Here is a 13044-nt window from a genome sequence, read left to right on the forward strand (position 1 = left end):
CAGCTTTCGCCTTTTTCCGAGCCATTGCTGCAGCCTTCGCCTTGGCTGCTGCCGCCGCCTTTTGCTTCGCTATATCCGTTTCGCCTTCCGGCTTTTCTGCACTTTCAGCTTTCGCCTTTTTCCGAGCCATTGCTGCAGCCTTCGCCTTGGCTGCTGCCGCCGCCTTTTGCTTCGCTATATCCATTTCGCCTTCCGGCTTTTCTGCCGCTTCCCCTTTCGCCTGTTTTCGGGCTAACGCTACAGCCTTCGCCTTGGCCGCTGCCGCTGCCTTTTGTTTCACTAAGTCTTCCTTCTCACTCATCTATATCACCCGCTTTCCGGTTTTTGCCTCGTAACGGATTTTTTCTTTTAATTTATTGATTCCATAAATAAGTGCAGCTGGGTTTGGGGGACACCCCGGTATATATACATCAACAGGTACAATTTGATCTACTCCTTTGACCACAGAGTATGAGTTCACATAGGGCCCTCCCGCAGTTGCACAGGATCCCATTGCAATGACCCATTTCGGTTCTGGCATTTGGTCGTATAATCTACTTATTATTGGAGCCATTTTTTTCGTTACCGTTCCTGAGACAATCATGACATCCGATTGTCTCGGTGATGTCCGAAAAAATGAACCAAAACGGTCCAAATCATAATGAGAGGAACCTACACCCATCATTTCAATTGCACAGCAAGCTAAACCGAAAGTCATTGGCCAGAGCGAGTTACTTCTAGCCCATCCTTTTATTTGTTCAAGTGTGGATAAAAAAATACTGTGACGCATTTCTTCCATTTCTTTAGCGGTAAGTTCATCTAACTTCAATTCCACTTTAACACCTTCTTTTTCCAAGCGTAGATTAGCCCTAGCATAAGGATAAGGACAAAAAATAGCATTTCAATCAGCGCAAACAGCCCGAGTTCATCGTAGGCAACCGCCCATGGATAGAGAAAAACCGTTTCTACGTCAAATATGACGAACATCAATCCGAATAGATAATACCTGACATTGAATTGAACCCTTGAATCATGAAAAGGCTCGATTCCACTTTCATAAGTCGTATGCTTCATATCTGTAGGTTTATAAGGTCTTAGCAGTCTACCAAGAAATAATGCGATTACAGGTAATAGAATCCCAAGACAAAGAAAAACAAATACAATTAAATAATTATTTTGGTAAATATGCAGCTGTCCCATGTTCATCTCCCTTTATGGATAAATCATGATAAATGTGCATTAAAAATTTGCTTGTCTTCTTTTTTGTTGGATACCATTTTTAAATATTATGCAGGGTAACATTCTTTTAGAAGCAAAGTGACAAGGAGGGGTATGAAGCAATTAATGTAAGCGTATACATTATATCATCAAGACAATCTAATGTCGACGATCGTAAGGATTAATATGGTAAAAAACTATATTCTATAATTCGATTTTTTTGTCGAATGTTCAACAGTTTTTTCCTAATTACGACGTTCAATGACAAAAATCCTCAAAACCATTTGGGTAAATAAAAAAACACCTGATTTTACCACGAATGGTTCAATCAGATGTTTTCATCATTTAAAGTTATCGCATTTCTGCAATTTGGATCCGGTTGATGGCACGTTTAAGCGCTAAATCAGCTCTTTTGGCATCATTTGATCCATCATTGTTCTGCAATCTTTGTTCAGCACGAGCTTTTGCTTCTTGAGCACGTGCAAGATCGATAGTTTCAGCTCTTTCAGCAGATTGAGCTAAAATGGTTACCACATCAGGGCGAACTTCTAAGAAGCCACCATTTACAGCTACATAGTCTGTGTTGCTTCCATTTTTAAGACGGACAGCACCAATGGTAAGTGGGGCTACAGTTGGAATGTGTCCAGCCATAATTCCCAGCTCACCGCTTTTAGCTTTAGTGCTTACCATTTCAACTTCTGCATCATATACTGGGCCATCGGGAGTAACAACATTGACTTTAATGGTCTTCATTTCATTCCCTCCTAGGTCCCTTTAATTAAGCCATTTCTTTTGCTTTAGCAATAACTTCTTCGATGCGGCCAACTAGACGGAAAGCATCTTCAGGAAGTTCGTCATATTTTCCAGCTAGGATATCTTTGAATCCTTGGACTGTTTCTTTAACTGGTACATAAGATCCTTTTTGACCAGTGAATTGTTCAGCCACGTGGAAGTTTTGTGACAAGAAGTTTTGAATTCTACGAGCACGGGCAACGATTACTTTTTCGTCTTCGCTTAATTCGTCCATACCCAAGATGGCAATGATATCTTGTAATTCTTTATACTTCTGTAAAGTCGATTGCACTTGACGAGCCACTTTATAGTGCTCAGCTCCAACGATTTCTGGGCTAAGAGCACGAGAAGATGACGCCAATGGATCAACTGCAGGGTAAATACCCATCTCAGAAAGTTTACGCTCAAGGTTTGTTGTTGCATCTAAGTGAGCGAAAGTTGTAGCTGGAGCCGGATCCGTATAGTCATCGGCAGGTACATAGATCGCTTGAATGGATGTAACTGAACCTTTATTAGTTGAAGTGATACGTTCTTGTAATTGACCCATTTCTGTAGCAAGCGTTGGTTGGTAACCTACCGCTGAAGGCATACGGCCTAGTAGGGCAGAAACCTCAGAACCTGCTTGTGTGAAACGGAAAATGTTATCGATGAAGAAAAGAACGTCTTGTCCTTGTTCATCACGGAAATATACAGCCATTGTCAAACCGCTTAGAGCTACACGCATACGTGCGCCTGGTGGCTCGTTCATGTGTCCGAATACCATCGCTGTTTTCTTAATAACACCAGAATCAGTCATCTCGTAGAATAGGTCATTACCTTCACGAGTACGCTCACCTACACCAGCGAATACCGAGATACCGCCGTGCTCTTGTGCGATGTTATTAATAAGTTCTTGGATAAGTACAGTTTTACCAACACCGGCACCACCGAAAAGACCGATTTTACCACCTTTGATGTAAGGTGCAAGTAAATCTACTACTTTAATACCCGTTTCAAGAATTTCAACGGATGTTGATAATTCTTCGAATGTTGGTGCTTGTCTGTGAATTGGATCACGACGCACCTCTGCTGTAAGTGGTTCAAATAAGTCAATGTTTTCCCCTAATACGTTGAAAACACGACCTAGAGTAACTTCACCTACAGGAACGGAAATTGGAGCTCCTGTATCAACAGTCTCTGCACCACGGGTTAAACCATCAGTGGAAGACATTGCTACAGTACGAACTGTATTATCACCTAGTTGAAGGGCTACTTCAAGAGTTAGTCCTGTACCAGACGCTGTATTTTCGATTCTTAACGCGTTATAGATCTTAGGAAGTTGTCCGTCTTCGAATTTCACGTCAACAACCGGACCCATAACTTGAGTAACGCGTCCTATATTCATCGTTTTCCCTCCTAACGTTGCTTATAACGACTATCGAGTTTATGGAACGGCCAAGCTTCGTCCGGGCCGACCGTCCCCTTTAATGATTTTATTCTAAAGCTGCTGCACCGCCGACAATCTCTGTAATTTCTTGAGTAATAGCTGCCTGACGTGCACGGTTATATTGTAATGAAAGTGAATCGATCAATTCTTTTGCATTATCGGTTGCATTTTTCATTGCAGTCATACGTGCAGAGTGCTCACTTGCTTTACCATCTAACAAAGCACCATAAATCAAACTTTCTGCGTACTGAGGTAATAATACCTCAAGAATTTCTTCTGCATTCGGTTCAAATTCATAAGAAGTCAATGTAGCATTGGAAGTATTGAAGTCAGCTAACGGAAGGACTTGCTTTTCCGTTACATCCTGCTGGATTGGACTGACATAATGGTTATAGTACATATAAAGCTCATCACACAGTTCATTCAGATATAAATTCACTGTAGATTTAGCAAGGGCGCTGATGTCAGCGAAAGACGGCTGATCAGGAATCCCAGTTACCTCAAGCTCTACGTGCATGTTACGGCTGACAAAGAAATCACGGCCAACCCTTCCGATTGCGATAATGACGAACTCATCATTGGATTTATGGCGTTCAAGAATAGTTTTATGAACGTGGCGAAGGATACTACTATTGTAAGCCCCAGCCAATCCACGGTCAGATGTGATTACCAAGTAACCGGTTTTCTTAACTGGACGTGAAGTAAGCATTGGATGAGATGCATCCGTGCTTCCGTTCGCAATACTAGAAACCACTTCTTGAATTTTCTCCATATATGGAACATATGCTTTAGCATTAGCTTCTGCACGGTTCATTTTAGAAGCAGATACCATCTGCATCGCTTTTGTAATTTGACTCGTCTTTTTCGTTGAAGTAATCCGAGACTTAATATCGCGTAAAGAGGCCATTCATTCTCACCACCCTTTATAAATTAGTTAGACCTTATTATTCGGAAATAACGAAGTTCTTTTTGAATTCGTTAATTGCAGCAACGATAGCAGCGTCTTCAGGAAGACCTTTAGTTGTGCGAATGTGATCTAATAATTCTGGATGAGAACGATCTAGGAACACATAGTATTCTTCTTCAAAACGAAGGATATCCGATACAGGAATATCATCTAAATGACCTTTCGTCAATGCATAGAAAATCATGACTTGTTTTTCAACTTTGATCGGTTTGTTTAGATCTTGCTTAAGTACTTCAACTGTACGAGCACCACGGTTAAGTTTTGCTTGTGTTGCAGCATCAAGATCAGAACCGAATTGAGCGAATGCTTCCAATTCACGGTATGAAGCCAAGTCAAGACGTAATGTACCAGCAACTTTTTTCATCGCTTTAATTTGTGCAGATCCACCAACACGTGATACGGAAAGACCAGCGTTAATCGCAGGACGTACACCTGAGAAGAACAAATCGGATTGCAAGAAGATTTGTCCATCAGTGATGGAAATAACGTTTGTTGGAATGTAAGCAGAGATGTCTCCAGCTTGTGTTTCAACAAATGGAAGCGCAGTGATTGAACCGGCACCTAAAGTGTCATTCAATTTTGCTGCACGCTCAAGTAAACGGGAGTGCAAGTAGAATACATCCCCTGGGAATGCTTCACGGCCTGGAGGACGACGAAGTAGCAAGGAAAGTTCACGGTATGCAGATGCTTGTTTAGAAAGATCATCATAAACCACAAGAACGTGCTTGCCAGCGAACATGAACTCTTCACCCATAGTCACACCAGCATATGGAGCTAGGTATAAAAGTGGTGCCGGTTGGGAAGCTGATGCAGATACAACGATTGTGTAATCCAATGCACCATTTTTACGTAGTGTTTCAACTGTTCCACGAACCGTTGATTCTTTTTGACCGATAGCAACATAGATACAGATCATATCTTGGTCAGCTTGGTTAAGGATTGTATCGATCGCAACTGATGTTTTACCAGTTTGACGGTCACCAATGATTAACTCACGTTGCCCACGACCGATTGGAACTAATGCATCGATTGCTTTAATACCTGTTTGTAAAGGTTCATGAACAGATTTACGGTCCATTACACCTGTTGCAGGGCTTTCGATTGGACGAGTTTTTGTCGTAGCGATCGGGCCAAGACCATCTAATGGTTGTCCAAGCGGATTCACGACACGTCCGATTAATTCTTCTCCAACTGGCACTTCCATGATTCTGCCAGTACGGCGAACTTCACTGCCTTCTTGAATGTCTCTGAATGGTCCAAGAATAACAACACCCACGTTATTTTGCTCAAGGTTTTGTGCTAATCCCATTGAACCATTGGAAAATTCTAAGAGCTCCCCAGACATTGCATTATCTAAACCATGAACGCGTGCGATACCATCACCAACAGTGATAACCGTACCTACATCGCTTACTTTAATTTCCGACTGATAGTTTTCAATCTGCTTTTTAATCAGCGCACTGATTTCTTCAGCTTTGATGCTCATGAATTTCACCCCTATCTGTGAATATTAACCTAATAGTTGTTTGCTAAGGCGATCTAACTTACCGCTAATCGTACCGTCATAAATGCGGTTACCGATTTGAAGTTTGATGCCGCCAATGATATTGCTATCCGTAATATTAGTAATCCGTAAATTCCGTTTGCCGATTTTTGCAGCGAAAGCTGAAGACACAGCTTTTGCTTCAGCTTCAGTTAAAGGATTAACTGTATATACAGTCGCATCCGCAACTGAATTTTCTTCATTCGCAAGTTCAATGAACTCTTGTGCCATAGCAGTCACTTCATCTGTACGATGACGCTCCACCATTAACATTAAAGTGTTTTGAACGGAAGATGATAGACCTGTAAATGCATTTGCCAACACTTCGCGTTTTGCACCGCTTGTCATTTTAGGATGAGCCAAAAAACCTAAAAGCTCTTTATCTTTTGTAAAAACTTCATTCACTATGCGAAGCTCTTCTTCAAGTTGGTTAATGAGATTTTGCTCTTTCGCAATTTGGAAAAGAGCTACAGCATAACGTCCTGCTACAGTTATATCGCTCATTTACCTTCTCCTGCCTCTTGAATATATTCGTTTATTAGTTTTTCTTGATCAGCTGATGAAAGTTCTTTCTCAATCACCTTAGATGCGATCATGACAGATAGAGAAGCTACTTGCTCACGTAAGGCGGCAACTGCTTTTTCTCTCTCTTGAACGATTTCACGTTTTGCTGATTCTTTAACACGTTCAGCCTCTGCACGCGCTTGATTGATAATATCTTCACGTTGTGCTTCGCCTTGTTGCTTAGCATTCTCTATAAGTTGTCCCGCTTCAGTACGAGATTGTTTTACGATTTCACGCTGTTCTTCTAAATACTTCAGTGCTTCTTTTCTACTAACTTCAGCTGCTTCAATTTCATTTGCAACATGCTCTTCACGTTCTTTCATGATGCCCATTAGCGGACCCCATGCAAACTTCTTAAGCAACGCTAACAAAATGATAAAGATTAAAAGCTGGTATATGATATCCCCACCATTAAAGTGGGTTGCTTGACCAAGAACAAAATTGCTTGTTAACACGCTCGGTTCACTCCCTTCATGAGATTCACTATTGAAGTTCTGTATTTTCAATTGACACTATCAGTGCCATAAATGTTCACTTTAACACAGAGCAATGGCGAAGGGTCTCCTTGGATCATCTTCGCCATTATTGAACTTTTTCAAGTTATCTTATTTACCTAAAACAATAAACGCGATAACTACCGCGATGATTGGTAGTGCCTCAACTAACGCAATACCGACGAACATTGTAGTTTGAAGCATACCACGAGCTTCTGGCTGACGAGCCATTCCTTCAATTGTACGCCCAACGATAAGACCATTACCAATACCCGCACCAAGTGCACCTAATCCAACTGCGATAGCAGCAGCTATAAGACCTAAAGAACCTGTCATGATAAATTTCCTCCTTGAAATGTTGTTTTATTTTTTTCATCAATATAATGTTCGAAATGAACAATTTTATAATTAATGGTCGTCACTTACTTTATGGGAAAGATAAACCATCGTTAACATAGTAAAAATAAATGCTTGAATCGAGCCAACAAAGACACTAAATCCTTCCCAAGCCATCATTGGAATAAAAGCAGTAACTGCACCTAAAGCGCTACTTGTTCCTAAACCAGCCAGTAAGGTTAGAAGTAACTCACCTGCATAAATATTTCCGTAAAGCCGCAATCCAAGGGTTAACGTATTGGAAAGCTCTTCAATAATCTTTAACGGAAACAAGAAACCCATTGGTTGGACATAAGTTTTGGCATAATTTTTCATACCTCTCATCTTGATACCATAATAATGAGTTAATCCCATTACCATAACTGCCAAGGTTAGAGTTATTGCCGGATCAGATGTAGGTGATTTCCACCAAAGTTCATGTCCTATTACAATCGAGAACGGCAATCCTAACATATTTGAAACAAATACGTACAAAATTAATGTCATTCCCAACATTAGGAACTGACCACCAGTACGCCAATCCATATTGCTGTTTATGATGTTTTTCACAAAATCCATGACCCATTCGATAAAGTTTTGGATTCCTGTTGGCTTCATCGCAAGTTTACGAGTTGCTGTAACAGCAATTATGAAGACAATGAGACTTGCGATAGTCATCATAAGCACATTAGCCAAATTGAAATATATTCCAGTCTCCATAAATTCCCACATAGGAGCTTCATGATTCAACAGTATTCACCTCTCTTCTTTACTTCCTACGTATGTTTTGCATAAAATAATCTATCATAATGACAAAATAAACTGTCATTAATCCCACAACCACACAGACCACTTGAAACTCATATGGATATCTCAATGCAATAATTGCAGCTAAACCCGCTACAGACATTCTAGTTAAACTACCAAGGGAGCGCGTTTTCTTACCTTCCGCAACCTCTTGAGAGAACTTTTTGTTTTTTTTGACCATTGACCAGAATATAAATAGGCTGAAGGCAGTACCAAGCAATAATCCTTGGAAGACTGAATCATATGGAGTGAATCCCACACCAAGTACATAAATACCCATTAAATACAACATGTATTTTAGTTGCCTATTGAACATTTTTTCCAATTCTAGCATTTTGTCATGTAATCTCCCTAGAAATATTGTAGAATCTGTGGTTAGCTAGGTGAAGTTTCCCGTAACAAGTCCAATTAAAAAGTCAATAATAAACTTCTTTTTGACACGTTATTTACGTATGAAACCCCTCTCATTCTATATCCTTTGTTAGCATACAATAGGCAAGAATCATTGTCAATGAGTGGTTAGTGAAATTTGTCACAGGTTTGTAATTATTAACGAATTGTTCACAAATTATCTTTTTTATACTATTGACAAGCGTTTTATTTTACTTATTGTCCCGTGTTCACTCAATAAGTAACGTCTTTTCTATCCGATCTTCCCTTCCGCCCTTCCTGGCAAAGATTATTGCTTTATACACTCCTTTAGGCGGCAAGTTCTTTTTCAACACTTCTTTTTTGATCAAACCGGAAGGTGCCGGTCTCGACCAATCCAAATATCCCACGAATTTCAAGCTATCTTCTTCATATAGGGCAACCCCGAATTCATCAGCCCCCCGGGGAAGGTACATTTCGTATCGATATGTGCCTTTCTGGTCTCCTTGGCCAAAATCAAAACCCATTACCCTTGGATAATCAGGTTCTTCTTTTACATATAAATAAGGAAGGGATATTCTTTTGGTTCCTTCCATTATAATAAGGTATCCATCAAAGACTCCTTTCCTCAGCTTGGCTGGGTTGACCTGCAGTCCCACTTTAATCGTTTTCTTTTCCTTTGGATTCAAAGTAAGGGATTTCGGCAATTCCCAAGTGAGTCCCGTCTCTTTTAATGGGACCATAAAAGAGTACTTCATCACGTTCTTTCCGGTATTTTCAATGACTATCGTTTCATGATGCTCTTCAATTCCATCTTTTTTTGTATACATCCCGAATGACAATGAACTTGGATTCAAGAGCGTGTCCGCTTTTAGAGCCTCGTCGATCTGGATGCGTCCAGCCCCCTGTTCGTATGTATGATACAATTGTTTTCCAGATTTCCTCAATGGCTTGGAAGTACTCATCAACGCAGATTTCACTTGATCAGGAGTCCATTCCGGGTGTTTTTGCAGGATTAAAGCGCATGCTCCTGCAACATGCGGCGCGGACATACTTGTTCCATCCAGGGACATATATCCTTTAGGAATGGTGCTTTCAATTTCCACTCCTGGTGCCAATACGTCAGGCTTTATTTCCCATGATACGGTTACCGGTCCCCTAGAGCTAAAATCAGCGAGCCTATCTTGTTCATTCTTATAAACAAATTGAACGGTTTTACTGTGATCTTGCTCCATAACTTGCTTAAGTTGCAACCCATCTCTTCTATTAATAGAAGCAGCTGGTATATTCATTTCTTTTTCCAAGGTTCCAGTAAAGGTCCCGCTCGTATTATTATAAACAATTACCCCTTTTGCACCTGCCTTTTCCGCATTGGATACTTTTTGCTGAAAAGTAAGTGTGCCTCGCTCCAACAACACAATCTTATCCTGAACATGCTTCAGGTCTCTTTCATTTCCCAATCCCCCATATATGACATCCTCAGAAAATGTCAGGTTCCACTTTTTGGAGCCTTGAAACAAGGTTAAGTGAGATTGATACTTTTTCGAGCCAAGTCCGTAAACCATATATGGAACCCTTAAGGGGGGAGTCGATGCCCCAACGGAAATCGCTTTTTCTGCTGTTCCGGGTGATCCGACGGTCCAAACAGCCGGACCGGAATTCCCGTTTGATGTCACGGCAACGATCCCGCTTTCCACAACCTTATTCAAAGCAAGAGAAATAGGTAAATCAGGGCCATTGACGTTATTCCCCAGAGAGAGGTTCAATACATCCACATTATCCTTCATGGCCGACTCAATAGCAGTCAAGACTTGCTCTGTATCTCCTGCACCACCTGGTCCCAAAGCCCGATATGCATATATCTCCGCTTCTGGCGCGACTCCTTTCATTTTTCCATTGGCCGCAACGATACCTGCCACATGAGTTCCATGTAGTGTATCCAGATCACCTTGATTTTTGGTTTCCATCGGGTCCTCATCACCATCAACTAGATCCTTCCCTCCTTTGTAAGCACGGTCTAAATCTGGGTGTGTATAATCAATTCCAGTATCGATAATTCCTACTTTTACCCCTTTCCCGGTGATTCGATGATTCTCCTTATCGAAGAACCCCCTCACCCTGCCTCCTCCTATGTATGGCACACTTTTATCCAACACGGCATGATACATGGATACTTCCGTTACAGTCTGAATTTCATTCTCCTTTTTGAGTTGTTCTATTTCATTCAGTTTCCCATGTAAAGAAAAACCATTCAGGGCAACCGAATAAACATTCCGCAATTGAAGGGAAGGATATTTTTCAATCAGTTTACTGATCTTTTTTTGCTGAAGTTCCCTATCCAAAGTGACAACTACCGTTACTTCCTTAGCTTCAGATATTTTTGGTAAAGGCGGCAGAGTGACGGACGCCAATCCCTTTTCATTTGAATAAATACATATAAAAACGAAAACAAACACTATGAACGTTTTCTTTCCCAACATAAGCACCCCCCTTAGCAGTTATCTTTTCTCAACAACCTTGGAGTATGCAAATAAAAAAGGAAAAGCCACGTGGCTTTTCCTTTTTTATGAATCAAATCTAGTTGGCGGTATATTTATTTGCTTAAAATAGTATCGGATGGCTTCAGCAATACGGACCGAAGCATTTCCATCCCCATATGGATTTGAAGCCTTGGACATTTTTTCGTGTTCCCCTCGATTGGTGAGCAATTCATGTGCCATATTGAATATGGTTTGTTCATCAGTACCCGACAACCTTAAGGTTCCAGCTGCAATTCCCTCTGGGCGTTCAGTCGTATCCCTCAAAACAAGAACAGGTACACCTAGTGACGGTGCCTCTTCTTGGATTCCTCCAGAATCGGTCAAAATCAGATAAGCTCTTGAAGCGAAGTTATGGAAATCCAATACATCCAGCGGCTCGATTAAATGAACCCGTGGATCGTCCCCGAGAATTTCGTTTGCTAATTCTTGAACAAGAGGATTCAAATGGACTGGATAAACCACTTGAACGTCCTCATGCTCAGCAATGATTCTCTTGACGGCCCTAAAGATATTCCTCATGGGTTCCCCCAGATTTTCTCTGCGATGGGCGGTAAGTAAAATGAGCCTATCTTCTCCAAGTCCATTTAAAACCGGATGGGAATATGTGGACCGCACAGTCGTTTTTAAAGCATCTGTTGCGGTATTTCCCGTCACGAAGATATTGTCTTTCTTGTTTTCGTTCAGCAGATTCTCCTCCGCTTTTGAAGTCGGCGCAAAATGCAAATCCGCCATCGTACCGGTAAGCTGCCGATTCATCTCTTCCGGATAAGGGGAATACTTATTCCATGTACGCAGCCCCGCTTCTACATGCCCAATGACGATTTGATTATAAAAAGCAGCCAGACTTGCGACAAACGTTGTGGTTGTATCACCGTGGACAAGAACAATATCGGGTTTAGCTTCCTTCATTACGGAATCCAGACCATTTAATGCTCTTGTTGTAATGTCAGCAAGCGTTTGCCTTTCCTTCATTATGTTCAAGTCATAATCCGGCTGAATGGAAAATAATTCGAGAACTTGATCTAACATTTGGCGATGCTGGGCCGTAACAGCAACGATCGGCTTGAAATATTCTGGGTGTTTTTGAAATTCGAGTACTAAGGGAGCCATTTTGACAGCTTCTGGTCTCGTCCCGAAAATTGTCATGACCTTAATCGGTTTGTTCATTCGTGACACCTCAGTTTCTTTCTTATTTTGTGCCGAATAAACGATCTCCTGCATCTCCAAGACCCGGAACGATATAACCATGTTCATTCAGTTTTTCGTCAAGTCCCGCAATATAAATATCAACATCAGGATGGGCTTCTTTTAGTGCTTCTACACCCTCTGGCGCTGCGATCAAACACATGAATTTAATATTGACTGCACCGCGCTTTTTAATGGAATGGATCGCTTCGATGGCTGAACCGCCAGTTGCTAACATCGGGTCAACGACAATGCATTCTCTTTCTGCCAAATCACTTGGCATTTTCGCATAATATTCAACTGGTTTCAATGTTTCAGGATCACGGTAAAGTCCAACATGCCCGACCTTTGCAGCTGGAATCAGTTTAATGATTCCGTCCACCATCCCTATGCCTGCACGTAAAATCGGGACGATCCCCACTTTTTTACCAGAAAGCATTTTCACTTTCGCTGTGCTTACAGGTGTTTGGATTTCTACCTCTTCCAGTGGCATATCCCTTGTAATTTCAAATGCCATCAATGATGCAACTTCGTCCACTAGTTCGCGGAATTCTTTTGTTCCTGTATTTATATCACGTATATAGGCTAATTTGTGTTGAATTAACGGGTGATCGAAAACATAAACTTTTCCCATTCAGCATCTCTCCAATTCCATTGCTTATTTTTGCGCTCTTTTATGATTTTCCTAATCGATTAGAAAAATTTTCGTATTTTAAAATTCACTTCAACCTATTTTACAGAAAAATGTTTCAATCTTCAATAAAGGTTTAGATGTCAGACCTATT

The 13044-nt window shown here is 41.0% G+C and carries 14 protein-coding genes and 1 pseudogene; all 15 read right to left on the bottom strand.

The window, feature by feature from the left end; genetic code table 11:
- A pseudogene (locus N9I19_RS12155) lies at nucleotides 1-301 on the bottom strand (NADH-quinone oxidoreductase subunit C); the annotation flags it as partial.
- The gene (locus N9I19_RS12160; RefSeq protein WP_176431826.1) at nucleotides 302-778 is read right to left on the bottom strand and encodes a NuoB/complex I 20 kDa subunit family protein; all 477 of its coding nucleotides are present in this window, start codon (nucleotides 776-778) and stop codon (nucleotides 302-304) included.
- A 26-nt stretch (nucleotides 779-804) separates the two neighbouring features.
- The gene (locus tag N9I19_RS12165) at nucleotides 805-1179 is read right to left on the bottom strand and encodes an NADH-quinone oxidoreductase subunit A (protein ID WP_061465692.1); all 375 of its coding nucleotides are present in this window, start codon (nucleotides 1177-1179) and stop codon (nucleotides 805-807) included.
- Nucleotides 1180-1548: 369 nt separating this feature from the next.
- On the bottom strand, nucleotides 1549-1950 hold the full coding sequence (locus N9I19_RS12170; protein WP_061465694.1) for a F0F1 ATP synthase subunit epsilon: 402 nt from the start codon (nucleotides 1948-1950) through the stop codon (nucleotides 1549-1551).
- Nucleotides 1951-1975: 25 nt separating this feature from the next.
- Nucleotides 1976-3373: a F0F1 ATP synthase subunit beta gene (atpD, locus tag N9I19_RS12175; protein WP_317777929.1), complete on the bottom strand. Its 1398-nt coding sequence runs from the start codon at nucleotides 3371-3373 to the stop codon at nucleotides 1976-1978.
- An 88-nt stretch (nucleotides 3374-3461) separates the two neighbouring features.
- On the bottom strand, nucleotides 3462-4322 hold the full coding sequence (locus N9I19_RS12180) for a F0F1 ATP synthase subunit gamma (protein ID WP_089362020.1): 861 nt from the start codon (nucleotides 4320-4322) through the stop codon (nucleotides 3462-3464).
- Nucleotides 4323-4359: 37 nt separating this feature from the next.
- Nucleotides 4360-5868 (bottom strand): F0F1 ATP synthase subunit alpha, encoded by a 1509-nt coding sequence (gene atpA, locus N9I19_RS12185; RefSeq protein WP_061465699.1) that lies wholly within the window; start codon nucleotides 5866-5868, stop codon nucleotides 4360-4362.
- A gap of 24 nt (nucleotides 5869-5892) precedes the next feature.
- Entirely contained in the window at nucleotides 5893-6429 is a 537-nt protein-coding gene (locus N9I19_RS12190) for a F0F1 ATP synthase subunit delta (RefSeq protein ID WP_061465701.1), read from the bottom strand.
- Nucleotides 6426-6944 (bottom strand): F0F1 ATP synthase subunit B, encoded by a 519-nt coding sequence (gene atpF, locus N9I19_RS12195; protein ID WP_317777930.1) that lies wholly within the window; start codon nucleotides 6942-6944, stop codon nucleotides 6426-6428. Before atpF ends, N9I19_RS12190 begins: the two co-directional genes overlap by 4 nt.
- A gap of 150 nt (nucleotides 6945-7094) precedes the next feature.
- Nucleotides 7095-7319 carry a F0F1 ATP synthase subunit C gene (atpE, locus tag N9I19_RS12200; RefSeq protein ID WP_061141280.1) on the bottom strand — a complete coding sequence of 75 codons (225 nt, stop codon included), beginning with the start codon at nucleotides 7317-7319 and terminating at the stop codon, nucleotides 7095-7097.
- Nucleotides 7320-7391: 72 nt separating this feature from the next.
- A complete protein-coding gene (atpB, locus tag N9I19_RS12205) occupies nucleotides 7392-8108 on the bottom strand; it encodes a F0F1 ATP synthase subunit A (RefSeq protein WP_061465706.1) in 717 nt (238 codons plus the stop codon).
- Nucleotides 8109-8127: 19 nt separating this feature from the next.
- On the bottom strand, nucleotides 8128-8499 hold the full coding sequence (locus tag N9I19_RS12210) for an ATP synthase subunit I (RefSeq protein ID WP_061465708.1): 372 nt from the start codon (nucleotides 8497-8499) through the stop codon (nucleotides 8128-8130).
- 286 nt (nucleotides 8500-8785) lie between these two features.
- Entirely contained in the window at nucleotides 8786-11014 is a 2229-nt protein-coding gene (locus N9I19_RS12215) for a S8 family serine peptidase (protein WP_317777931.1), read from the bottom strand.
- An 84-nt stretch (nucleotides 11015-11098) separates the two neighbouring features.
- A complete protein-coding gene (gene wecB / locus N9I19_RS12220; RefSeq protein ID WP_317777932.1) occupies nucleotides 11099-12241 on the bottom strand; it encodes a non-hydrolyzing UDP-N-acetylglucosamine 2-epimerase in 1143 nt (380 codons plus the stop codon).
- Between the two features lie 22 nt (nucleotides 12242-12263).
- On the bottom strand, nucleotides 12264-12893 hold the full coding sequence (gene upp, locus N9I19_RS12225; protein ID WP_034315825.1) for a uracil phosphoribosyltransferase: 630 nt from the start codon (nucleotides 12891-12893) through the stop codon (nucleotides 12264-12266).
- Between the last annotated feature and the right edge of the window lie 151 nt (nucleotides 12894-13044).

The organism is Peribacillus sp. CSMR9, from assembly GCF_033141925.1.
Taxonomy (GTDB): domain Bacteria; phylum Bacillota; class Bacilli; order Bacillales; family DSM-1321; genus Peribacillus; species Peribacillus simplex_A.